The organism is Stenotrophomonas sp. C3(2023) (assembly GCF_032911385.1).
Classification (GTDB): Bacteria; Pseudomonadota; Gammaproteobacteria; order Xanthomonadales; family Xanthomonadaceae; genus Stenotrophomonas.
Genome location: NZ_JAWJLO010000001.1, coordinates 233,365 through 258,742, shown reverse-complemented (window position 1 = coordinate 258,742; position 25,378 = coordinate 233,365). Strand labels below are relative to the sequence as shown.

At 66.3% G+C, this 25,378-nt stretch carries 9 protein-coding genes; all 9 read right to left on the bottom strand.

Features of this window, described 5'->3' with window-relative positions; translation table 11 throughout:
* Nucleotides 1-17: 17 nt before the first annotated feature.
* Complete coding sequence (locus RZA67_RS00960; RefSeq protein ID WP_317210653.1) at nucleotides 18-464, bottom strand: hypothetical protein; 447 nt, start codon at nucleotides 462-464, stop codon at nucleotides 18-20.
* A 52-nt stretch (nucleotides 465-516) separates the two neighbouring features.
* Nucleotides 517-660 carry a hypothetical protein gene (locus tag RZA67_RS00955; protein WP_317210652.1) on the bottom strand — a complete coding sequence of 48 codons (144 nt, stop codon included), beginning with the start codon at nucleotides 658-660 and terminating at the stop codon, nucleotides 517-519.
* Between the two features lie 178 nt (nucleotides 661-838).
* Nucleotides 839-1,753 (bottom strand): PoNe immunity protein domain-containing protein, encoded by a 915-nt coding sequence (locus RZA67_RS00950; protein WP_317210651.1) that lies wholly within the window; start codon nucleotides 1,751-1,753, stop codon nucleotides 839-841.
* A 163-nt stretch (nucleotides 1,754-1,916) separates the two neighbouring features.
* On the bottom strand, nucleotides 1,917-2,837 hold the full coding sequence (locus tag RZA67_RS00945) for a PoNe immunity protein domain-containing protein (protein WP_317210650.1): 921 nt from the start codon (nucleotides 2,835-2,837) through the stop codon (nucleotides 1,917-1,919).
* An 80-nt stretch (nucleotides 2,838-2,917) separates the two neighbouring features.
* The gene (locus RZA67_RS00940; protein ID WP_317210649.1) at nucleotides 2,918-19,555 is read right to left on the bottom strand and encodes a hemagglutinin repeat-containing protein; all 16,638 of its coding nucleotides are present in this window, start codon (nucleotides 19,553-19,555) and stop codon (nucleotides 2,918-2,920) included.
* A gap of 101 nt (nucleotides 19,556-19,656) precedes the next feature.
* Complete coding sequence (locus tag RZA67_RS00935; protein ID WP_317210648.1) at nucleotides 19,657-21,399, bottom strand: ShlB/FhaC/HecB family hemolysin secretion/activation protein; 1,743 nt, start codon at nucleotides 21,397-21,399, stop codon at nucleotides 19,657-19,659.
* A gap of 383 nt (nucleotides 21,400-21,782) precedes the next feature.
* Nucleotides 21,783-23,213, bottom strand: a complete 1,431-nt coding sequence (gene amt / locus RZA67_RS00930; protein ID WP_317210647.1) for an ammonium transporter — start codon at nucleotides 23,211-23,213, stop codon at nucleotides 21,783-21,785.
* Nucleotides 23,214-23,235: 22 nt separating this feature from the next.
* On the bottom strand, nucleotides 23,236-23,574 hold the full coding sequence (locus RZA67_RS00925; RefSeq protein ID WP_317210646.1) for a P-II family nitrogen regulator: 339 nt from the start codon (nucleotides 23,572-23,574) through the stop codon (nucleotides 23,236-23,238).
* Between the two features lie 311 nt (nucleotides 23,575-23,885).
* Nucleotides 23,886-25,295 carry a type I glutamate--ammonia ligase gene (gene glnA, locus RZA67_RS00920; RefSeq protein WP_317210645.1) on the bottom strand — a complete coding sequence of 470 codons (1,410 nt, stop codon included), beginning with the start codon at nucleotides 25,293-25,295 and terminating at the stop codon, nucleotides 23,886-23,888.
* Nucleotides 25,296-25,378: the final 83 nt, after the last annotated feature.

Sequence of the window (25,378 nt, the reverse complement as noted above, 5' to 3'; positions counted from 1 at the left end):
CCCGCTGTAGGCATCCATCACCAGTCTTGAGGCCAGTTCACATCCTGGGAAGAAATCCATTCGACACTCTGCGGAATCTCGTTTGGCGAGGACACAAACTCATTGAGTACCTTCCAAGCCAAGCGTGGATCGATCAACGAGCCTGATGGAACAAACTGGTCTTCACCAACGACCAAAACGGTATCAATTCTGCTCCGATCACCTACAGAGTAAAACTCCACACCACTGCGCTCACCATTTTTCCGATGGTTGTAGCGTACCGATACCCTTTCCTTGCCATCATCAACGAGGTAGAGATCAGCCACACCCTTCTCGTCATCGGTGCAGGTGAATATTCCATCTCCGCTCCCCTCACGCCACTGTTCAGGTGTGTAAGCAATGAAAGCACCCTCGATTCGGGGCAGATCAGATGCCTTGCCGGAATCCACATCAAGGAAGCTGAAACTCAAATTTGAAACACTCATCAGGCACCTCTTGGTCATCTCAGCTGGAAGCCTCCCACGCATCCAGAAGAACTTAAATGCTGCTGGTGAGGTCGTCCACGGCATCCCCGCGTGAGTAGCGGTACAGCGTCAGATCGGCATGACGCAGGGCAATGTCGAACAGTAACCGGGGCTGGTACGCCTCGTTCTCGATGCCATCGCGCACCTGACGCCACATGGCCTCCAACGTGGACTGCGAGAACTCGGTCCACGTGTTCCAAGTACGCCATCGAGCCTTTCGGATCGCGCTTCAGATCAACCATCACCGGTCTCCAGCGCCAACCTGGATGCTTCGTCACCGATGGGATGAGCTTCATGTTTTCGGCTCCTGCCACTGACGCGTTCCCGTGCTTCGCTCATAGCCGACCTGCCCACCTCCTCAGCCATCCCAGGCGACTTGGACGCTGCCCGGAAACGGCAGGCACTTCTACGTCAGGATAGCGAGGACTGCGCCCGTCCTCGATGAGGTCACCCGGATAGTGCGGATGCGCCAGCACTGCGCGATCGTCGATGGCGAACACCTTGGCCACCGCAGCAGCTTCCACGCACCAGCAGCCGAGGTAGGCCCCCTTGGCTGCCAACGTCGGGTTTTTGCATGCTGTCCACCACCACGGCGTACGGAAGCTGCGAGGCAGTGTGAAAGGTCCGGCATTCTCAAGGCTGGCAAACCAGCCATCTACGTAAGATGCGAGACCTTCAGATCGGGCCGTTTCCTCTGCCATGGTGACCGCCAGCAAAGACATGTACGCTTGCGGGTGGCATAGGTGCCCACCAATTCTCCTTCCAGGCTGGCGTGAGGCGATTACACTGTCCAACAAAGCATCTTCGCCTTCATTGCCAACCAGCCGTAGCAGCCGGCGCCATTGATCATCCGTCGCCCCAAGAAGCAACGCAAAGCCGACGATATTGAAGGCATTGTTGTAGGCGTCCAGACTCTCCCGCCACGCGTTGCGAAGGCGCCTTTCCTCGTCGGTCCAGACCGTCTCACCAAGTAAGTTTGCCTGCTCCCAAGCATCGATAAGACCGGCCAGCAACGGGAGGATCTGCTCCTTTTCATCGCCGCGCGAGTACTTCAACAGCATCAAAGACAGATGCTTCACCGCGATGTCGAAGACATACTGGGGCAGGTACCCGCGATCAACATCGTCGCCTTTGGCGATATTCCACTGGGTTGCAATTCGCCCTTCCAGGTAGGCGCATCGATCATTCCAGTAAGACAGAGGGAATCCCGGGTCTCGTCTCAACATCCTGATATCTCCGACGCTTTTCACGAACGCCTCCACTCATCGAGCGCCTTACCCGTCAACGCAATCCATTTGCCCGCGACCAGCTGTAAGGCTTTACGCCCAACAAAGCCAGTGAGGCTTCTTGGACTCAACTGCCAAGTGCAACACGCCGCTGTCACGCAGGGTGCTCGCAGCGGATGCGCACACGCTACCGCCGCTTTGAGGATGCTTTGGCCAGCAAACGACCGAGCCAACTCCTTGTCTCAGCACCACCGGGAGCTTCAACTGTCTCCAAGGGTGACGCTGCATCTTCATACCGTGGGCTGCGTCCGTCGATCAGCAAGTCACCGGGATAGTGGGGGTGCGGCAAACAGGCGAGGTCATCAATCGCCAGTACTTTGGCCACGACCGCAGCTTCTACACACCAGCAACCAAAGTACCCGCCTTTCATGCCATGCGCTTCGTCGGCGCATGACTTCCACCAGTACGGCGTCCTGTAAGCACGATCCATCTCAGCCGGGCCCGCCAGCTCAAGCCCGTTGAACCAGACTTCCAGGAATTTCCGAAGCAGCATTGGCCGCTCCGCCGGCTCGGCCCGCAGCACCTTGTGAAGCGAGCCGTATGCCTTGGGGAAGCAGACGCGTGAGCCGATGCCGCGCTCCGGGCTACGGTGGGCTATGACCGTGTCGAGAATGACATCCTCGCCCTCGTTGGCAATCAACGCCAGCAGCCGCTTCCACTGTACCTCGGGAATGTCGAGCAGCGTGGCCAGGCCGATCAACCGGAAGCAGAGGTTGTAGAAATCGATGTTCTTTGACCAGGAGCGACGGAGCGCAAACGTCTCCTCGTCCCACACCGTTGCGCCGAACTGATCCGAAGCCTCCCATGCATCCAGAAGGCCCTCAAAGCTGCTGGTGAGGGAGTGCACGGCATCCCCGCGTGAGTAGCGGTACAGCATCAGATCGGCATGACGCCGGGCAATGTCGAACAGGAACTGGGGCTTGTACGCCTCGTTCTCGATGCCATCGCGCACCTGACGCCACATGGCCTCTATCGTGGACTCCGAGAACTCGGTCCACGTGTTCCAGTACGCCATCGAGCCTTTCGGATCGCGCTTCAGATCAACCATTACTTGTCTCCGACGCCAGCATGGATGCCGCTTCACCGATGGGATCAGTTTTCATGTTCCGGTTCCTGCCAGTGACACGCTTACTTACCAAGGATTTTCGAGGCCATGTCAGGGCGGGGAATGAACCGGCCGGACGCGTTGAGCAGCCCGACGGAAACGCCACCTTGAGGATCGGTGTGGACCACCCAGCGTTCAACTCTGTTGCTCGCGAGCGCGCGCTGGATGTCAGCAGCTGCCCGCGGGTCACCCACAGCGTCCTGTATCCTATCAAAGCCGGTTCTTTGGCCCGTAAGCCACGAATCGCTCATCTGACGACCGTCGAGCGTATCGCCCAACTTCGACGAGCCGTACTTGTACTCGATGATGACGTAGTCAACATCCGGCCTGCTCACTCGATACAGATCGTCGATTCCATTGGTGCCGGCCCCCTGCACGCGTGCCAGCTTCTGGCCCTCCGGAATGATTGCCTTGACGCCCCTCTCGCCAAACATCTCGCCGACCATGCGTTTCTGGTCGGTGCTCAGTGATCTCAGATCCAGGATCGGTGTTCCGTCAGGCCGATGTAGCCCACCGCTACGCAGCAGACTGTCGGTCGCGGTCCTGTCAATGAAGTCATCCAAGGCCTTGCCGGTCAGGGGTAGCCACTTTCCGGCAACCAGCTGAACGGCTTGGCCGCCGAGATACCCCGTAAGGGTGCCCAGCGCGCCGTCAAAGGTCATCCCACCTAGATTCTCGACACCCGAGGTCGCCAGATAATCGATTTTCTGTTCGATTGCCTGGGCGGGAATGTCACGGGTGAACCATTCACCCGCGCCCTTGATCGCGTTGACCGTTCCATCATAGAGATCACCGAAGATTCCCAGCTTCCTCTCGGCCAGGTAGTCGTAGGCGGCTACCGCGCGATCCGGCGTACCCTTCGCTCTTTCCATGAACCCGTCCAGGAAGGCGGATGCCTTGCCATTGGGATAATAGCCGCCCAGTACAAGCTGATCGCGGGGGACGTTGCGAAGATCCGCAGCGAGCACGGCACGCTGGTCGCGGTACCAGTTGTCGAGGAAGGCATTCTCGAGCTGGTGGCATGCCGCGTCCCTGCCGCACAGCGCGCTGATGTCGCGGAGCTTCTCCAAGCGTTCCTGGTTGATGCGCCGTTCGCCATCGAACAGAGCGCGATCACGCGTACGATCAAGCTCGTTCATCGCGTCCACGATCTGCTTTCGGCAAGCGGCTGCGGCATCACCTTTGGCATCACATGCCTTCATCGCCTCATCGGCCGCGGCAACTTCCTGCTTCGACAGCCAGTTGTTCTCCACTGCATTGCCTGCAAGATCCGAGCCCAACGCCGCCTCGCCCACGCCCTTGCCGACGCCTGCTGCAATGGCCCCCACCACCTGTGAAAGCGCGAGAATTGTCTGCTTCTGAGCGCCGCTCAGCTCGCCTTCGTGATCGGGATACAGCGCCTGGGTCAGCATCTGCGCTGCGAGTTCACCGCCTGCGGCCGCGGCCGCTCCGCCCGCCGCATTGCCGCCGTTGATCTCGGCAAGCAGGGCGCCCAGCAGTGCGTGCGAAAGCAGCTGGGCCGCCACATTGGGATCACTGCCGTGCTTGGTGTCGAACTTGTCACCAATCAGGTTGGCCGCATAGGGCGCCAACGTGTTGGCCGCGACCTGGGTCCCTCCCTGACCGGCCACCACCCCCACCAGCAGCGTCGTCACTGCTTCCAACGCGCGGCCATTGTTGCTACCAATGCCCCATTTCTCCTGCTGCTCAACAGCAAAGCGATAGCCGTTGGGAAGCTGCGTCCTCAGTTCCAGATCCCGGTCTTGCGCATCCAGTGCCTTGAACCGCTCCCGCTCTCCTTCGCTCAGTTTGGCCAGGTAGCTGTTCTCCAGATCCCGCATGGCCTGGTTGCCGATATCACCGGCAATCTGCTTGCTGGTGGCCATCACCGTGCCCATGGCATTGGCCATGGCCTGCTGGTTGGCAAGCTGCAGCTCTGCGTTGGGCATCGCATCAAGCGCGCGATGGGCGGCGGCAGCGTCGGTATTCACGCCCAGCTCGGCGGCGCTCACCTGCTTGCCGCCGATGACGATGGTGCCCTCGGTCAGGGTGGCATAGGTGGTGCTGCTGTCGCCGCCCTTCTGGTTCATCGGCACACCGCCGCCGAAGTTCGGCGTGGCACCCTCGGTCGTTGGTGCCCAGTTGCTGGCGCCTCCGCCGTAGCCGCCGCTGATGCTGCCCGAGCTTGTGCTGTGCTGCATCTGGTTCTGCAGGTCGCTGAAGCTCAGCGTCTGCGCGCTCAGTTCGCTGTTGCTGGCGTTGGTGCTGGCAATGGCACCACCCACCAGCTTCACGTGTCCGGCGTCCACGTGATACCCGCCGTCACCGGCGAACAGCCCGCTCTGCTGGCCTACGCCCTGGTAGCTTCCGTTGCTCTTGCCGGCGCTTGCGTACCCATCGGCATTCCACGCGGTGCCGAACGAGACCTGCACGCGACCGCCCACCTGGCTGTTTCTGGCCATGCTCTCGGCTACGTCCTGCAGCGACTCGATGGTCAGCGTGCCGCTGGTCTTCACGTCGATGCGGTCAGCGGTGGCCGTGGCGCCGCGCAGGGTGGTATCCCCCTCGGCGCGCAGCGAGATGTTCTGGCCACTGAGCGTGGTGTTCTGCCAGGTGGTGCTTTCGGCATTGGACCTGCTGCTGCCAACACTCGCTTCGGCATACACATAGACGCCGGTCTGCGCGCCCACCGAAACGCCCACGCCCACTTCGGCGCCGGCGTTGCTGCTCCTGCTGCGGTCGGCCAGCTCTGCCCTGCCCGCTTCCAGCAGAATGTCGCCGGCCGAGTCCAGGCTGAGCGTATTGCCCGCGCTCAGATTGCCCTGCACCACGTGGATGTCACCCTTGGTGCTGGTCAGGTTGAGGTTGCCGCCTGCCTGCAGCGTAGAACCCTGCGACACCACACTGCGGCTGTCAGCACTGCTGTCGGCCGTCTTGAAGCCGATGCCGGCCTCGGCACTGAACAGGGCACCGCTGCCACCGGCACCCATCGCATTGGCGACCGCACTGGCCGACTGGTATGCGTTGGCGGCTGCAGCCATCCCCTGCATCTGCTGCAGGCGGCCATCAGACTGGCGCGCCGCGTCGACGTTGTTGATCAGGTCGATGAAGGGCGACTTCACCCGTGCGAACACACCGATCTTCAGATCATCATCGCGCTGCGAGGAGTGACCCACCTCATCAGCGGTCAACAGCTCGATCTGCGCAGCGGTGATGTTGATGTCGTTGCCAGCCACCACGTTGCTGGCGATCTGGCTGTAGGTGCCCCCCGCGCTCAGGTTGACGTTGCCACCCAGGCTGCCGACGTTGCTGGCCACCTGCGAAACCTGCGCACTGTCATCGTCGTGCTCCTGCCGGTGCCAGCCGGAGAACTTTTCGGTGTCGGATACCTGTACCGTGCCGATCGCTTTGCTGCGCGAGGTATTGGTGTTGCTCACCGTATCCTGGCCACTACGGATGGTCAGGTCACCGGCAGCGTGGATGTTCACATCCTTCTCGGCCACGATGTTGGCCGCGGTCAGCGCGATGTCACCTTCGCTGGTGGCCATGCGCACCCCACCACCCACTGAAAGCTGGGTACCGGTGATGGTATCGCTGCTGCCGTTGCCTTCGCTGCGCGCGTTGTTGGTACCAAACGGCAGGCCGCTGGTGTTGTTGGCCATGCCCCAGCCCTTCGCACGGCTGCTGCTTTCGCTGCTCTGGGTGTTGTGGGCCACATCGAAGACGATGTCTTTGGTCGCCAGCAGCAGGGCATCGCCCTCGGCGGCCAACTGCGCACCCTGGCTGTAAATGGAACCACCATTGGCAACCATCGTCAGGTCGCCGCCGGCGCTCAGCTGGGCGACCCGCGCATCGCTGGTGGCGGTGCTCTGGCTGCTGTTGGCACGCTGGCTGCCGGCGGTGATCACCGTGGAGGTCGTCGCCGCCCGCAGACCCGAGGCCATGCCTTCGGCGGTGCGGGTGATCTCGCCCATGGTCGAGCCACTGTCGGCCATGCCGTCGGTGGTGTTGTCGCGCGCACTGCGGTAGGCCTTGGTCGGGTCGTAGGTCACACCCATCGAGAAGCCACTGGATCTGCTCGACGCGCTGCTCTGCGCGTCCTGGGTGTCCTGGCGGGCAATCAGTTTGATGTCCTTGCCGGCCAGCGTCAGGTTCTGCCCTGCCGCCACGTCCGAGGCGGCGATGGTCAGCTGGTTGCCCGCGTTGATCAGCACGCTGCCTTCCAGCGAGCCCACCGCTGAGGCTACCTGGGTGGTGGACTGGCTTGCGTTCTGGCTGTTGTTGCGCGAGCTGCTGTAACCCACCGAGGCCACACCGTTGGCAAAGCCGCCGGTAATGCCGGACTTCTTCTGGCTGAAGCTGCTGGCCTCGCTGTAGGTGTCCTGTGCCGACTCGATGGTGATGTTGTTGGCCGCCGCGATGCGCAGGTCGTTTTCAGCGAGCACAGTGGAGCCGCTGATGCCGACGTTGTTGCCAGCGATGATGTCCACTGTCTTGCCGCCGACGATGGTGCCCACGGCATAGCTCGCTGCACTTTCATCATGGGTAGTGGTACGCGTGCTGGAAAGCGTGCTCTTCCTGCGGGTGGATTCGTCCACCATCAGGTTGTGGGTCTGCTGCGCGGTGGTGAGCGCCACGTCACGCCCTGCCGAAAGCAGCACGCCGCCAGCACTGCTGTCCACCGTGGAGGCCTGCAGGGTAATGTCTCGACCGGCCTGCAGGGCCACGCCTTCGCCACCGCTGAGCTGGTTGCCCAGCACCCAGCCCTCGCTGGCGCTGACCGTGCGTGCATTGTTGCGGCTGCGCGTGCTGCTGTCGTAGCTGCTGGTGTCCACCACGGCGAGGCTGTTGATATCGCGCCCGGCCTGCGCGACCAGCGCGTTGGCGGCCGAGACCGTGGCGGCGGCAAGGTTGATGTCGTTGCCTGCTTTGAGCACCACATCGCCTGCCCCGCTGATGGTGGTGCCGATGTGGGTCAGCTGGCTCTGGCGCAGCGTGCCGCCGCTGGCGTAGTCAACCGCAGTGCTGCTCTTTTCGGCAATCGAGCTGAGGTTGAGGGTGCCCCCGGCCACGATTGCCGTCAGCCCCTCTGCACCGGCATTGCTCAACTGCGCGGCACGCAGTTCCACATCGCCGCCCGCGTTGACGCTGAGGACACCGGCACCGTCATTGTGGGTCACGTACAGGCCGGCCACGCGGTCCAGCGTGGTGGTCTGCTGCACCACGCGTTGGCCACCATTGCTGCCCTCATGCGTGGTCGAGGCCACGGTGATGTTGCCGCCGGCTTTCAGTCCGATCGCATCGGTGGCGGTGATCGTGCTGCCGATGATCTCGATGTCCTGGCGCGCCTGCAGCCCCACCTGCTGGCCGCCGATCTGCGCACCGGCCAGGTTGCGGATGTTGCCCGCGTCGATGCTGACCAGCTGGCGGCCCGCGATCGAGCCGCTGTTGACCAGGTTGCCACGTACCGAGATGTCCACATCGGCGCCCGACAACAGTGCGCCATTGTTGTCGAGATCACCCGGCATCACCCGCAGATAGACCTGCGGCACCAGCGCGCGCGTGACCGAGCCATCGGCCAGGGTCACGTCCTGCTCCACCAGCCACACGATGTCGCTGGTCAGCCGTGCCATCTGCTCGGCGCTCAGCGCCACGCCCGGGGTCAGGCCCCATTCGCTGGCCACGGTGGCACCGGCTTCAAGCAGCGCGCGGTACTGGTCTTCATCACTGGCGTGGCCGGTGAGGAAGCGGCGGCCGGTCAGCTGCCCGATCTGCTCACGCACCAGCTTCTGCTCGTAGAAACCATCACCCAGACGCTTCTGTGTCTGCGACGGCTCGTACCCGGCACGCTGCAGCAGGTAATCCGAGCTGAGCCAATCACGATAGCTGGCAAAGCGCGGATCGGTCTCGACCAGGTAGCCGCCGCGGTTGGCGTCCACCGTGAAGAGGCTGGCACTGGGTGGGGTGGTGTTGGGCGCGGCGGTCACCACCAGATGCGGGTCGTCACCGGACGCGGCCACGGCCTGCTGTCGGCCGAGTAGCGCGTTGCCGTCGCTGCCGGCCGCACTCCCGGCCTGCACCGTGGCCGGGCCGTTGGCCGTGGCCTGGCCGGCCTGGCCTGCGTTGACTGCCTGCGCCGGACCGGGCCCCTGCCCGGCTGCACCGGCCTGCACCGGCCCCTGCGTCTGTACTGCGCCGGCCTGCTGACCTGACGTCTGTCCGGGTGCCTGCACGCCGCTGCCGCTGCCGCCCTGTGCGGCACCGGCCCCCTCGGGCGCCTGCATCTGCGCAGCGGTTGCCTTCTGGCCAGCCAGGCTGCCCGGTCCCTGCACGGCCTGCCCCTGCGGGCCCTGGGCCGCGCCGACACTGCCCGGGCCCTGTGCGTTCACCGCATCAGCGCCCTGGCCGCTGGTCTGTCCGGGCCCCTGCACTGGCCCTGCACCCGGCCCGACCGATCCTGCGCCGGGGCCGTTGGTGTTGACGTTGCCGGCCATCGCGCCGCCACTCACGTTCGGGCTGCCCGCACCCACGTTTTCGTTGCGCAGCTCGCCGACGTCGATGGTCAGCCTGCCGGCGGCATTGATGCCCGAACCGATGACACCCACTTCCTGCACGATCTCGCGGGTGGTGGTGTCGATGTAGCGGCCACGGTAGCTGTAGGCAGCGCTGCTGTACGTGTCCTTGCGCACAAGGGTACGCGCGGTGTTGGTCAGCGTGGCAGTGGCCACGTTCAGACCGACGATGTCCAGGTTGCCGCCGGAGCCGATGCTGGCCAGGTGGTTGGTCAATGCGTCAGTGGTGATGCGCATGTTGCCACCGCTGTTGATCACTGCGTTGTCGCCGGCAGAGACCAGCACGTCCTCCACCGTGGTACGCCTGGCGATGCGGTACTTCTCGTTGTCCTCGGTGTTGTTGGCATCACGATGCATGTGGGTCAGCGTGGTGTCCGGATCGTGGTAGTCCAGATAGGTGATCAGCTGCACGCAGTTGGTGGTGCAGGTGCCGTAGGCACTGTTGTAGGTGAGATTGTCGGTCTCGTAGCTGAAGGCGGGCGCACCCGGCCCCAGCCTGGTCAGGTCGCGGAACGGATCTTCCGCCGCTGCACCGAGCTGGTCGGGGTTGTTGCGGTTGTCGGCGCGACCGACGTAGTAGATGGTGAAGGTGCCCTCGGCCACGTTCAGTCGCGCGCGTTCACCGCGCGCACCGTGCAGGCCGCCATGGCCGAAGTAGTACGCACTGGTGTTGGCAGTGAGCTTGACCACCGCGCGGCGGATCCTCTGCCCGTCCGGGGTGATGTAATCGCCATCCTCGAGGATGGCGCTGGGGTCGAGATAGTAGATCTCGTACGGCTGGTAGTTGGAGGTGGTCCGCAGCGCGCCGGTGTTGTTCTTGTTCTGGAACCACGCCGGCTGGTTCATCGTCACCGGCGCATGTACGGTCACCACGTTCTCGCGCAGGTCGTAGTTGACGCGCAGGTTGTTTACCGCCAGCGCGGCCATGTCCAGGTTGCCGGCGATCTCGATGGTCGAGCCGAGGTTGTCGATGCGCTGGGCATTGCCCACCGCGGTCAGCCCACTGAGGGCACCGCCGATGCGTGCGTCCCCGTCGCTGAAGATCAGGCTCCTGCCACTGTTGGTCAACGTACCGGCGCCCAGGTCCAGGCGCTGGCGCGCAGCGATGGTGGCTGAACGCTGCACACCGCCGACCGTCTCGGCGACATTGTTGAGGGCGCCGGCATTGATCGCCACGTGGTCGCCGTAGATGCGGCCGGTTCCGATGTTGTTCAGCGTGCCCGCATCCACATGGGTGACTTGGCCATCAAGCAGGCCACGGTTGTTCAGCTCGCCGGCAGCCACCACCCGGGTCAGGCCGACGCTGCTGATCTCGGCGCCGGCCGCGTTCTTGATGTTGCCTGCGCTGATGTTCACCCCGCCGCCCTGCAGCTTGCCCAGGTTGTCCAGGTTGCCCTGGATGGCCAGGGTCAGCGTGCCATTGGCCGCCAGTTCGCCGGTGTTGGTGTGGCTCTGCCCCAGCTCGAGGGTCAGGTCGCCCTGCGACAGCAGTTGGCCGCCGCCGGTGATCTCGCGCGTGCGCACGATCTGGTGCGTCCCGGCCACGAGTACACCACCAGCATTGGCGATGCTGTCGGCACGCACATCGGAGGTCTTCGATGCCGAGACCTGGCCGCCGCTGTTGTCCAGGTGACCGCTGATCTGCAGGTTCACCGTATCGCCCAGCACCTGCCCGTTCTGGTTGTACAGGTGGTTGCTGCCCAGCTGCACATGCTGGCCCTGCAGGCCGCGCGCCGGGCCACCGGCGGCGGTGCGGGTGTCACGGTTGTCGATGCTGTCGGCCTGTACGGCCAGCGTGCCACCGGCAGCCACCAGCCCGCCGCGGTTGTCCAGCGAACCCGGCAGTACGATGTCCGCATTGCCTCCGACGGTGATCGCGCCGCCGACGTTGCCCAACTGCTGCGCGCGCAGCAGCAGGTTGTTGGCACCGCTCAGGCTGCCACCGGCGCCGTTGTCCACGGTGACCGCATGGAGCGTGATGTTGCCTTGGCCGAAGACGCTGCCGCCGCGGTTGTCGAGTGCGCCGGTGACGATGTCCAGCGTGCCTGCGCTGTTGATGCCGTTGCCGTTGGAATAGGTATTGCGCAGGGCCTGCCCGGCCGTGTCGATACGCAGGTTGCCCGCCGACTGCAGCAGGCCGCCACTGTTGTCGAGCTGGCCGGTACGCAGGTCAGCTGCGCCGAGCAGGCTGGCGATGGTGCCGGCGCGGTTGTCCAGCGTGGCAGCGCGCGTGTCCAGGGCCAGCATGCCGGCGATGATCCGCCCGGCCTGGTTGTCCGCGCCCGCGCTGCTCAGCTGCAGCAGGCCGCCCGCCTGGATCAGGCCGGCCGCATTGCGCAGCTGCCCCTGGGTATCCAGCTGCAATGCGCCACCCGCCGCCAGCGTGCCGCTCTCGTTGTTCAGCGCCTGCGCGCTGATATCGGCCGCACCCCCAGAAGACAGCGTGCCCTGCGCGCTGTTGTCCAGCAGTCCGTCCACCTCCACCGTGAGCGTAGTACTGCCGTCGGCATGGACCACACCACCGCGGTTGTCGAGGCTGGCGGCCTTCAGGGTCGCATCACCCGTGGTGAGGATGCGTCCGCCACGGTTCTCCAGCGCCGCACCTGCCTGCAGCAGGTTGCTGCCGGCGCCAGCGGCCTGCACGGTGCCCTGGTTGTTGATCAGCCGGGCGGTACGCACGTCCAGCGTGCCATTGCCGGCCAGCGTACCCGCCGTATTGTCCAGTACCCCGCTCACCTGCAGCGACAGCACACCGGTCCCGCTGGCGCTGAGCGTGCCGCCTGCGGTGGTCAGATTGCCGGTGTCAATGCGCACCGCGCGCGCTGCGGTGGTGGCGTCGCGCAGGTCGGTCTGTTCACCGCTCAGCTGCAGAGCGCCGTTGCTGAGCAGCTTGCCGCCCTGGCCGTTGAGCGTCCGGGCGGTGATGTCCAGCGTGCCGGCACCGGCCTGCTGCACGGTACCGCCGGCATTGCCGAGCACATCGGCCCGTACCGTCAGGTCTGCATTGCTGGCCAGCGTGCCGCCGGCCCCGTTGTCCAGCAGGCCGGTCACCTGCAGGCTGCTGGGCTGGCCGCCCGTCGCCAGTACCGTGCCGCCCTGGTTGTTGAAGCTGGCGGCAGTGACGGTGAACTGCTCTGCATTGAGCGTCGCACCGCGATGGTCCACGCTGCCCGCCTCGAGCGTCAGCTGGCCGGCACTGGCGATGGTGCCGCCGTGGCCGTCCAGCGTGTCCGCGTGCAGAGCCAGCAGCTCGTCGCCGCCATGGCTGAGCGTGCCGTCCTGGTTGACCAGCTCGCGCGCGTCGATGTGCAGGCTGCTGCCATTGCTGGCCACCACGCCGTCGGTGTTGTCGAAGCGACCGTCGACATCGATGCGGGTGACGCCGGTACCCGCTGAACTGAGCGTGCCGTCGATGTTGGACAGCGTGCCGGCCGTGACCTGCTGGGCGCCGTTGGCAGCGATGGTGCCGCCGTCATTGCGCAGCGTGCCCTGCACCTGCAGCACCATCGGCCCGGTGCCGGTAGCGCTCAGCATGCCCGTGCTGTTGTCCAGACTGCCGGCGCTGACGCTGACGGTCCGCGCGCCGGTGGTGCCGCCGGACAGGTCCAGGCGGTCGCCTTCCAGCGTGAGCGCGCCATTGCCGACGATGCGGCCCTTGGCGCCGTCCAGTTCGTTCACCGCGATGGCCAGTGTGCCCTCGCCTGCGTGTTCGATGCTGCCGGACTGGTTGTCGAGCGTCGTCGCCGTGATCTGCGCGTCGCCGCCGCTGGCGATGGCACCCTGCGCGCTGTTGTCCAGCGCTCCCTCCACGTCCAGGGTGAGGGCGCCACCGGCCTGCAGGATGCCGGCCTGGTTGACCAGATAGCCGGCGTCGATATGCGTATTGCCGCTGGCCAGCAGGCGGCCATCCCGGTTGTCCAGCGTCTGGGTCACCTGCAGCAGGTTGCTGCCGTTGCCGGCCGCCTGCAGCGTGCCCTGGCTGTTGATCAGCGCATGCGCGGTCAGCTTCACCGTGCCATTGGTGGCCACGGTACCGCCGGTGTTGTCCAGTCGCCCCTGTACCTGCAGGTCCAGCACGTCGTTGCCGCTGGCCACCAGCTGGCCACCGGCGGTGGTCAGCTCATCGGCGTGGATGCTGATGCGCTGCGCCGAGGTCGTACCCTCACGCAGATCGGCACGCGCGCCACGCAGTTCCAGCGCGCCATTGCTGACCAGCGTGCCGCCCTTGCCGTTCAAGGTCGTCGCGTCGATGGCCAGGCGTCCGGTGCCGGCCTGCTGCACGGTGCCGTCGATGTTGTTCAGGGTGGCAGCGCGCAGCTGCAGGTCCCCATTGCTGGCCAGCGTGCCGTCGTCGCTGTTGTCCAGCGTCTGCCGCACGGTGATGACGTTGGCATCGGTGCCGGTGGCCAGTACGGTGCCGCCGCGGTTATCCAGCTCTTCAACCTCGATGTCCAGCTGATCCGCACTGAGCGTCGCACCCCGATGATCGACCTGGTCCGCGCGCAGGGTGAGCGCACCTGCGCTGGCGATGACACCGTTCTGCCCGTGCAGGTCGCCGCTGTCCACGACCAGCATGCCCTGACCGGCGTGGTTGATGCGTCCAGCCTGGTTGACCAGCGTGTCCGCCTGCAGATGGAGATCGGCGCCATTGCTGGCGAGGGTGCCGCGCGTGTTGTCGAGTTGCCCGGCGATGGCGATGCGGGTGTCCGCGCTGCCGGCCGAGCTCAACGTACCGGCCACGTTGGATAGCGCACCGGCATTGATCTGCTGGCTGCCGTTGGCGGCGATGGTGCCGCCATCGTTGCCGAGCGCATCGCGCACGTCCAGACGCATGGCCTGCTCGCCGGTGGCGCTGAGCGTGCCGCCTGCGTTCTGCAGGCTGCCGGCCTGCACGCTGATCTGCTTTGCAGCCGTGGTCGCACCGCTCAGGTCCAGCGCTTCACCCTGCAGGGCCAGCGCACCATTGCTGATGATGCGTCCCTTGGCGCCGTCGAGCGCGTCCACCTCGATCCGCAGCTCGCCTGCGCCGGCCTGTTCGATGCCACCACGGTGGTTGTCCAGCGTCTGCGCCTGCAGCTGCAGCGCGCCGCCGCTGGCAAGCAGGCCTTCGGCGCTGTTGTCCAGCAGTCCGTCGACCGACACCCTCAGGTCTGCTGCACTGTGCAGCGTGCCGCCCTGGTTGTTCAGGCTGGCCGCGTCCACGGCAAGCGCTCCGCTGGTCAGGATGCGGCCGTCGCGGTTGCTCAGTGCCTGCTGCACCTGCAGCTGGCTGCCACCGGTTCCGGCGGCCTGCAGCGTGCCAGCGTCATTGCGCAGCGCGCCGGCCTGCAGCGCCAGTGCGCCGTTGCTGGCTACGGTGCCGCGCGTGTTGTCCAGCGCACCGCGCACCTGCAGCGTCAAGGTGTCGGTGCCGGTCGCGGCCAGTGTGCCACCGGCGGTGGTCAGCGTGCCGGTGGTGATGTCGATCTTCTGCGCCGAGGTCGCCGCATCACGCAGGTCGGTGGTCTCGCCGGTCAGCGTCAGGCTGCCGTTGCTGATCAGGGTGCCAGCGGCACCTGCCAGCGTCTGCGCGTCGATCACCAGCGCGCCACTGCCTGCCTGCTGGATGCTGCCAGCCGCATTGCCGAGGCGCTCCGCGCTTATCTGCAGGTCGCCATTGCTGGCGATCAGGCCATCGTCACCATTGTCCAGCGCCTGCGCCACGGTGATGCGGTTGGCTCCGCTGCCGGTCGCAACCAGCTGGCCGCCGCGATTGTCGAACCCGGCCGCGTCCACGGCAAGCTGCACCGCCTGCACGGTACCGCCACGATGGTCGACCTCGCCCGCCTGCAGGGTCAGCGCGCCGGCGGTGACAATGACCCCGTCGCGGCCATCCAGCGCGCCGGTCTTCAAGCTCAAGCCCTGTGTGCCGGCGTGATTGAGTGTGCCTGCCACATTGCGCAGGCTGCCGCTGCCTATCTCCAGCGTCGCGCCGTTGCTGGCGATCAGGCCCGCGCTGTTGTCCAGCTCACCATCCACCCGGATATGGCTTGCCGCCGTACCGGCCGCGCTTACCGTGCCATCGCGGTTGGAGAAGGCGCCTGCCTCGATGTGCTGCGCCCCGTTGGCCGCCAGCGTGCCGCCGTCGTTGCGCAACGCCTCGCGCACGTGCAGCTGCAGCGCCTGCGCGCCGGTGGCACTGAGCACGCCGCCGCTGTTGTCCAGGCTGCCCGCCGCGACCGTGATCTGGCGGGCGCCGGTTGCCCCGTCGCGCAGGTCCACGTTGTCAGCGGTCAGCAGCAGCGCCTCGCTGGCGGCGAGCGTGCCGCCTTCGCCGTTGAGCGTGCGGGTGTCGATATGCAGGTCCCCGTTGCCGGAGACCGTACCGCTGCGGTTGTCCAGCTGCTGCGCACGGATGCGCGAGGCCTGCTCACCGGCGGCAATCAGCTTGCCGTGGTCGTTGAAGATGCGCCCGGCCGCGATGTCCACTGCGCCGTTGCCGGCGATGCTGCCGCCGGTGTTGTCCAGGTGCGAACGGGCGATGAGCTGCAGGCTGCCTTCGCCCACGGCGCTGAGTGCGCCCCCCGCCGTACTGAGGCGTTCGCTGTCGATCCGCACCTGTCGGGCCGAGATGGTGCCGCCGCCCAGGTCGATGTCCTGGCCTTCCAGCTGCAGCGCGCCGTTGCTCAGCAGGGTGCCATCCTGCCCCGCCAGCGTGGTCACCTCGATCGCCAGCGTGCCGCTGCCGGCCTGCTGCACGGTACCCCCGGTGTTGTCCAGGGTACGCGCGCGCACCGAGAGATCGCCATTACTGGCCAGTACGCCACCGTCGCCATTGTTGAACGCATGGTCCACCGTCACCCTGTTGGACCCGGTGCCGGTGGCTACGATGCTGCCGCCACGGTTGTCCACTGCCTTCGCCTGCAGCTGCAGCTGCGTGGCAGCGAGCGTCGCCTGACGGTGGTCGATTTCGTCCGCGCGCAGCTCCAGCAGGCCTGCTGTGCTGATGCGGCCGTTCTGCCCGTCCAGCGCGCCGGTTTCGATGCGCAGCGCGGCATCGCCGGCGTGGCTGAGCGTACCGTCGCGGTTGAGCAGCGCTCCGGCCTGCACCTGCAGCGCCGCTGCATTGCTGGCCAGCGTACCGCCACTGTTGTCGAAGCTGCCACTGACCTGCACGGCACTGTTGCCGGTGCCGGCTGCATTGAGCGCACCACCGCGGTTGGACAGCGTACCGGCGCTGATCTGCTGTGCGCCGTTGGCGGTGATGGTTCCCTGGTCGTTGCGCAGCAGCCCGCCCACCTGCAGCTGCATGGCCTGCGCGGAAAGCGAGAGCAGGCTGCCGCCGCTGTTGTCCAGCTGGTCGGCACGGATGTTCACCTGCTGCGCCCGCGTGGCCGCCTCCTGCAGCGCCAGCGTCTGCGCATGCAGCTGCAGCGCGCCGTTGCTGGCGATACTGCCCTTTGCCCCGTCCACGGTTGTGGCGCTGATCTGCAGGGCACCCGTGCCGGCGTGATCGATGGCGCCGCTCCGGTTGTCCAGCGCGGCGGTCTCGATGACCAGGTCGCCGTTGCTGGACAGCATGCCCTGCTGGTTCTGCAGCTGTGTACCGGCGCGGACCGCGCTGCCGTCGCTGCCCGCTGCGATCAGCTTGCCTCCGTTGTTGACCAGCATGCTGCTGTCCAGCGACAGCGCACCGTTGCTGCCGATACTGCCGCCGCTGTTGTCGAGCGTGCGCGCCACCTGCAGGCGCAGCACATCGGTGCTGGCCGAGGTCAGTGTGCCGCCGGCGGTCACCAGGTCGCCGGTGTCGATATCGATGCGCTGCGCCGCGGTCGTGCCGCCCGCCAGCTGGGTGCTGTCACCTCGCAGCAGCAGGCTTCCATTGCTGAGCAGCGTGCCGCCCTGCCCCTGCAGGTCATCCGCTTCGATGTGCAGGGTACCGACGCCGGCCTGCTGCACGGTGCCCTGTGCATTGCCGAGCAGCGCGGTGCGGATCAGCAGATCGCCATTGCTGGCCAGCGTGCCACCCTCACTGTTGTCGAGATGTTCCTGCACCCGCAGCAGACTGGCCTGCTGGCCCGTGGCCACCACGCTGCCACCGCGGTTGTCGAAGGCGACGGCCTCCAACGTGATCTGGTTGGCGATCAGCTGGGCCTGCCGATGGTCGGCGCGACCCAGCTGCAATGCGATGTCACCTGCGGTGGCGATGGCGCCCTTGCTGCCCAGCAGCTGCCCGGCCTGGATCTGCAGACCTGCACTGCCGGCGTGGCTGATGCTGCCACCGGCGTTGATCAGCGTGGTGCCAAGCAGACCCAGGGCACTGGCGTTGCTGGCGATGCTGCCGTCGCTGTTGTCGAGCGTCCCCACCCACCATTGGGTGGCCGCAACGCCGCCGTGGGCGATGCTGCCGCCACGGTTGAGCACCGACTGTGCCTGCAGGCCGAAGGTCTGCGTCAGCGTCATCCGGCCGCCGCTGTTGTCCAGCTGCTGCACCTGCGCGCTGGCGGCGCCCTGTACCTGCAGCGTGCCGCCGACGTTGCGCAGGGCCTCACCCTGCACCTGCAACGTGTCCACACCGAGCGTGCCGCCACTGTTGTCCAGGCTGTTGCGGGCATCAAGCTGCATCACGCCGGTGGCGTCGATGCTGCCTCCGCCATTGTCCAGTGCACCGGCGATGTTCAGCACGCCGGTGGCCAGCGGCGCGGTCGGCACGGTCGGCGTGCCGCCGCTGCCATTGCCCGGAGCTCCCCCGGTTCCCGGTGTGCCACCGGTACCGCCACCACCGGTGCTGCCGCCGTCGCCACCACCGGTACCACCACCGGGCGTACTGCCACCCGCAGCCACGGTGCCGATGCGCCCCTGCACGTTGCCCAGGTCACGCGCCTGCAGCTGCAGCGCCTGCGCGCCGACCTGCTCGATGGCCCCGCCCTGGTTGCGCAGCGAGGCGGCGTTGATCTCCAGCCGCCGCGCATTGAGCGTGCCGCCGCTGTTGTCCAGCCCGGCGTCCGTGTCCACCCGCAGCTCGCGCTCGGCACTGAGCGTGCCGGCATTGGCGATGCCGCCGGTGGCGTTGATGCGGGTGTCCTGCTGGGCGTGTACCGCGCCCTTGTTCTGCAGCAGGCCATCGGCGGTGATGACCAGCTCGCCGGCCTGCGCGCCGATCCTGCCAGCGTTGCGCATGCCCAGCCCGTGCTCGTTGCCCACCAACCAGATACGGTTGGCATACATGCCGCCCAGCGCACCGACATCCAGCGCGAAGGCCGGCGCCGCCGTCCCCGGCTGCTGCTTCTGCACGGCCGTGTGGTCAGCGCTGACCACGTTGCTGCCCAGCGTGGCCTGCAGCTGCTGGGCCCATACCCCGGCGTTGACCTCGAGCGAGCGGCTGATGATGTCGGTGTAGTCGGTGCGGCTGGCATCCAGGCCGGCACCGGCGATGCGGATGGCCCCGCCCTCGACGCGGTAGCCTTCCAGCGCGCCGTTGTTGACGATCGGGGCGCCGGTGGTCAGCGTGACCCGGCTTGCGTTGAGGAAACCGGCGCCATCGACCTGGATGCCGGCCGGGTTGGCGATGACCACCTGCGCGCGGGTGCCGGCCACTTCCACATAGCCGTTGAGCTGGCTGGGGTTGCTACCGTTGACCTCGTTGAGGATGACCCGCGCGGTACCGGTGGCCAGCCACGGGTTACCCTGCACCCAGCCGCCGAGCTGGGTCTGCACATCGCCGCGCGAATTGTTGAGGATCACGCCCTGCGGGCCGACATCGAACTGCTGGTACTGGTTGCGCGAGACGCCTGCCGCGCTGGGCGTGGTGATGTTGACCTGCGGGGTGCCATTGGCCGAGGTGACCACGGTGGGCCGCTGCTGCGCCGGTGCGCCGGGGTCGGCCACGATGTGCCCGGCGCCGGCCTGCGGCCCCTGCTGCGCCGATAGCGGCTGCGCCATGCCGACCCAGCCCAGCATCAGCCACAGCGCGAAACTGATCGGCCGCAGCGTGGCCATGCTGTGCCCACCGCGCTCATCGATGCCGCCACGTGGTGAGGTCACCAGTTCCGATGCCACCTGCATGACACCCAGCGTACGGTTGAAAACCAGACGGTAGACTCGATTCACGGCGATGCTTCCCTTCACTCCAGCATGATGGTGCCGCGCACGAACGGCGCGGTGCTCCTTGCCACCAGCGGGAACATCCCGCCGGCTCTGCAGCAGTTACCTCAGAACGAAACGCCCAGGTTCATTCCGAACGTGGTGTAGGCGGTCTGCATGCCACGCGGCTTGTCCAGCGGGCTGCCGACGAAGGCATCCCACTGCACATGGCGCGACGCGCCGCGCACGCCCAGCACCATGCCGGTCAGGCGATCGCCCAGCAGCCAGGCCGTCGAGGGCCCGCCGACCCGACCATGGTCCACGCCGAGGTAGCTCTCCACACCGCCGCCCATGGCCAGGGCCAGCTCGTTGCGCAGCAGCCAGCCACGTTCGCCGGTCAGCGACATCTCACCGTCGAAGCCGCGCACCGTGTAACGGCCACCGATGGAAAAGCGGTCCTGCGGCACCAGCGGCGACCGGTTCCACTGCGCGCGCCAGCTGCCGGTGTAGCGCACGGCCTGCCGCCCCCACTGCATCGGCACGCTCAGCTGTGCGTCGGCGGTGATCACCCGGCCGCGCGCTGTACCCTCGCCAAAGCCCTGTTCCGGGGCAATCAGCGCATTGAAGGCACCGGTGCCGCGACGGTAGGCCACGCTGGCATCGAAGGTGGATCTGCCGATGAACTGCCGGTGGGCCATGCCCAGCTCCCAGCCGGCCATGCGCCGACGCTGGACCAGGATCTCGGTGTCGTCGATGAAGTTGTCCGACTCCCGGTACCAGCCACGCGCATGCATGCTGGTCTTGGCGTGCGCGTTGCGGAACAGCATGCGCGTCAGGCGCAGCTCGGCGTTACGGCTCGAACCGCTGTACTCGTAGGTTTCAAATGCGCCCGCAACGGTCTGGCGGTAGTCGTACTCGCTGGCATTGGCACCCAGCAGCCACCAGCCGAACGGCACACTGTAGTGCGCCGACCAGCTGTCGGTGCCGCGGTCACTGCCATTGAAGACCGACGTGCCTGCATTGAAGTAGAACAGGTCGCTGATGCCGGCCAGGTTGTCCAGCGACACCGTGGCACCGGCCTGCAGCTTGCCGGTGGATTCGCTGCCAGCATCGTCGAGCGTCGCGCTGACGCGCACGCGGCGCGGCTGCTGCCAGCTGATCAGCAGATCGCTCTCGCCGGGCTGCGCGTCCGTGCCGTCCTGCGGCGGTGCGATCTGGATGTCGACCATCGCCGTGGGCACACGCTGCAGGTTTTCGAGCGCCTGTTCGATGTCGCGCAGGTTGAGCAGGTCGCCCGGCCGTGCCGGCATCACGTTGCGCAGCGCCGGATGACGATCCGCGTCGCCGGCAAAGCGCACGGCGTGGACGCGACCGGGCACCACCGTGAGGGTGAGCGTGCCGGTCTTGAGATCCTGCGGTGCGGCAAGGATGCGCGTGGTGACGTAGCCGCGCGCGATGATCGCGTTCTGCACGCGCTTCATCACGATATCCACGCCGGCCGTACCCAGGCAGCGGCCGGTAGCCGGGTCATCGGACGGGTCTGCGGCCGCCAGTGCCCAGCGGAAGTGGTCGGCGCGATCGCCGGCCAGCGCAATGTGCTGGATGGGGAAGCAGGGCGACTCGTCGGCGGGCAGTCGCCCGACCGCCTCGGGCGGCGTGGCCTGCAGGCGGACATCGGGCGTGGCTTCCTGCTGCTCGCGCAGCACGCGCTCGCGTTCCTGCTGGCGCAGCAGTTCCTGGTCGGCGCCCACGACCTGCGCGTGGGCCTGCACGCTGGCCAGCGCCAGTGCGACACCCACGGTCAAGCGCCACTGCAGCCGACGGCTGCCTACGGTACGTCCCTGTTGCACGGCGATGCGGTTCCTTGGCATGAATCCGGAACCAGCCGACGGAGTAGCGGCTGGCGGAGCAGGAACTTTAAGGCAATCGCCGCGCCGCTTACAGGGTCCTTGACGACCGTCGGTCGGATGAAGGCGTGGTGAAAGTGTGACGCTCGCGTTGACCGATGCGCGCTGATGAACGCCCTCGGCTGCGCGGCTGGAAACGGTCACACAGCGCAGCCGGGCGGGCTCACGTCCGCTGGCAGGCATCGGCTGGAATGTGACGGCGATTCAGCGCGTCGCAGTGAGCGGTGATCGAAGAGCTCACACCGCCCCAAAAAAAGACCGGCGACCCGAGGGTCGCCGGCGGTGACGTCATCCAGATACGTCCACAGAAACTACAAGGTACTTCCCCCGAAATACGTGGTGCCGGCTCAGGCCTCGTAGGCCGATTCACCGTGCGAGGTGACATCCAGACCGGTCTGCTCGGCTTCTTCGTTCACCCGGAGGCCGACGACCATGCGCACGAACAGCAGCAGCACGGCAGTCACCACCGCGCACCAGATCATGGTGAAGGCCACGCTGACGAACTGCACCCACACCTGGTGGCCGATATCCAGATCCGCCTTGGTGCCACCCAGCGACTGCGCGCTGAACACACCGGTGAGCAGCGCACCGACAATGCCGCCCACCCCGTGCACACCGAAGACATCGGCGGTGTCGTCCACCTTGAGCAGGCGCTTGAGACCGGTCACGCCCCAGACGCAGGCAACGGCGGCGACCAGACCAATGACGATGGCGCCCAGCGGACCCACCGTGCCGCAGGCTGGCGTGATGCCCACCAGGCCGGCTACGGCGCCCGAGGCGGCGCCCAATGCGGAGGGCTTGCCCTTGGTGATGGCCTCCACCAGCGTCCAGCCCAGCACGGCGGCGGCGGTTGCCAGCAGGGTATTGATGAAGGCCAGCGAGGCGACCGTGTCGGCGGCGGCGGCCGAACCGGCATTGAAGCCGAACCAGCCCACCCACAGCAGCATCGCCCCGATGTAGGTGTAGGGCACGCTGTGCGGCTTCAGCGCCACATGGCCGTAGCCCAGCCGCTTGCCGACGAAGTACGCGCCGACCAGCCCCGCCACACCGGCGTTGATGTGCACCACGGTGCCACCGGCAAAATCGATCGCGCCCATTTCACCGAGGTAGCCGCCGCCCCAGACGATGTGCGCCATCGGGATGTAGCTCAGGGTGAACCACAGCGCGGAGAACAGCAGCACCGCGCGGAACTTGATCCGCTCGGCGAAGGCACCGACGATCAGCGCCGTGGTGATGCCGGCGAATGTCGACTGGAACGCGACGAACAGGTAGTCCGGCAGACCAGCGATCGGCGTGTTGCCCACCGACTCTGCGCTGAAGCCCTTGAGGAAGGCATGCTCGGTGAACGAGCCAAAGAAGGGATTGCCGGCACTGAACACCGCGCTGTAGCCGTAGGCCGCCCACAGCACGACGACCAGCGAGAACACCACCAGCACCTGGCTCAGCACCGACAGCACGTTCTTCGAACGCACCAGGCCGCCGTAGAAAAGCGCCACGCCGGGCACCACCATCAGCAGCACCAGCAGCGTGGAGGTCAGCATCCAGGCCACATCGCCGCGGTCGAAGCTGGCAGCGGCCTCGGCCACTGCGGCAGCGGGTGCGGGAGGCGCCTCGGCAGCCAGCGGCTCAACCTGCACCTGCTCGGTCGGCAGTGGATTGGTCTGCGCCTGGGCGTGCGCCTGACCAGAGAACGCACCGACGGCCAGTGCGCTGAGCAGCATCATCAGGCACACGGTATGGAACCGGGCTTGCCACCCGGTGAAAAAGCGACGCTTCATGCTGGGATCTCCGGAAGGGGGGTTACAGCGCGTCAGCGCCGATTTCGCCGGTGCGGATGCGGATGACCTGTTCGACGGGCGTGACGAAGATCTTGCCGTCGCCGATCTTGCCGGTGCCGGCGGCACCCTGGATCGCTTCGACGACCGCGTCCAGACGCTCGTCGGTCACCACGGTCTCGATCTTGATCTTGGGCAGGAAATCGACCACATATTCGGCGCCGCGGTACAGCTCGGTATGGCCCTTCTGGCGGCCGAAGCCTTTGACTTCGGTCACGGTGATGCCCGACACGCCTGCATCGGAAAGGGCCTCGCGGACCTCGTCGAGCTTGAACGGCCGGATGATGGCGGAGATCAGTTTCATGCGCATATCCCGATGGTGGATGGGTCCACGACGCGGCAGCGACGTGGCGTCAGGCAACCAGCGGCCATCGTGCGATGGCCCTGGCTGTTGCTGCGCCGGTTGGCGACTGGGCCGGGACGGCCGTGCCTCTCTCCTTGCACGGCCGACGCGGGAGGGAGGGCGGCCCATGTCGCGTACCCGGTCTCTCTTGCCCCTGGGGGTACAACACGTTCAACAACCTGGCAGGCCTGCTTCGTTGTGGGCTCCCCAGCCCGCAAAGAAGCGGCGGTGACGAAGGTGGGAGGGAGGTCCTTCGTCACCGCCGCGCGTGCTCAGTTGGCGTAGTACAGCTGGTATTCCAGCGGGTGCGTGGCCGCGCGGAATTTGGTGACTTCCTGCATCTTCAGCGCGATGTAGCCGTCGATGAAGTCGTCGGTCATCACGCCACCGGCCTTGAGGAACTCGCGATCCTTGTCCAGGGCTTCCAGCGCCTGGTCCAGCGACGAGCAGACCTGCGGGATCAGCTTCTCTTCTTCCGGCGGCAGGTCGTACAGGTCCTTGTCGCTCGGCGCGCCCGGGTCGATCTGGTTCTTGATGCCGTCCAGGCCGGCCATCATCAGCACGGTGAAGGTCAGGTAGCCGGACTGGATCGGATCGGGGAAGCGCATTTCAATGCGGCGCGCCTTCGGGTTGGAGACCCACGGAATGCGGCACGAGGCCGAACGGTTGCGGGCCGAGTAGGCCAGCATCACCGGCGCTTCGAAGCCCGGCACCAGGCGCTTGTAGCTGTTGGTGCCGGCGTTGGCGAATGCGTTGATGGCCTTGGCGTGCTTGAAGATGCCGCCGATGTACCACAGGGCCAGCTGGCTCAGGCCGCCGTAGCCGTCGCCGGAGAACAGGTTGGTGCCGCCCTTGGACAGCGACTGGTGCACGTGCATGCCGCTGCCGTTGTCACCGACGATCGGCTTGGGCATGAAGGTGGCGGTCTTGCCGTTGCGGTGCGCCACGTTCTTGATGACGTACTTCATCCGCAGCAGTTCGTCGGCCTTCTGCACCAGGGTGCTGAACTTGGTACCGATTTCGCACTGGCCGGCGGTGGCCACCTCGTGGTGCTGCACTTCGACCTCGATGCCGACCTGTTCCAGCGTCTTGCACATCTCGGCGCGCAGATCGTGCAGCGAGTCGGTCGGCGGGACGGGGAAGTAACCACCCTTCACGCCCGGACGGTAGCCGCTGTTGGTGCCGTCGAGCTTGGCACCGCTGTTCCAGGCCGCTTCCTCCGAACCGACCTTGAAGAAGGTGTTGCCCATCTCGTTGGCAAAGCGCACCGAGTCGAAGATGAAGAACTCCGGCTCCGGGCCGAAGAAGGCGGTTTCGGCGATGCCGGAGGCCTTCAGGTAGGCTTCGGCGCGCTTGGCGATGCCGCGCGGGCAGCGGCCGTAGGGCTGCATGGTCGCCGGGTCGAGAATGTCGCAGCTGATCACGATGGTCGGGTCAGCGTAGAACGGGTCGATGTAGGCGCTGGCCGGGTCCGGCATCAGCACCATGTCCGATTCGTTGATGCCCTTCCAGCCGGCGATGGAGCTGCCATCGAACATCTTGCCCTCTTCGAACAGCGACGCATCGACGATGCTGACCGGGAAGGTCACATGCTGCTCGACGCCACGCATGTCGACAAAACGCAGATCGACGAACTCGATCTGGTTGTCCTTGATCAGCTTCTCAACGTTTTCCACGGACATCGGTACGACCTCGGGTGGGATTAGGTGTGTCTGCCTGTACTACAGCAAGCGCCGTGCCAACTTCTGTACGCTGCCAAGTGCCT

Bases quoted from the DNA above. Each gene is read 5' to 3' on its own strand.
- RZA67_RS00945 (WP_317210650.1), bottom strand. From the start codon at position 2,837: ATGGTTGATCTGAAGCGCGATCCGAAAGGCTCGATGGCGTACTGGAAC.
- RZA67_RS00935 (WP_317210648.1), bottom strand. From the start codon at position 21,399: ATGCCAAGGAACCGCATCGCCGTGCAACAGGGACGTACCGTAGGCAGC.
- glnA (WP_317210645.1), bottom strand. From the start codon at position 25,295: ATGTCCGTGGAAAACGTTGAGAAGCTGATCAAGGACAACCAGATCGAG.
- RZA67_RS00960 (WP_317210653.1), bottom strand. From the start codon at position 464: ATGAGTGTTTCAAATTTGAGTTTCAGCTTCCTTGATGTGGATTCCGGC.
- amt (WP_317210647.1), bottom strand. From the start codon at position 23,213: ATGAAGCGTCGCTTTTTCACCGGGTGGCAAGCCCGGTTCCATACCGTG.
- RZA67_RS00955 (WP_317210652.1), bottom strand. From the start codon at position 660: ATGTGGCGTCAGGTGCGCGATGGCATCGAGAACGAGGCGTACCAGCCC.
- RZA67_RS00925 (WP_317210646.1), bottom strand. From the start codon at position 23,574: ATGAAACTGATCTCCGCCATCATCCGGCCGTTCAAGCTCGACGAGGTC.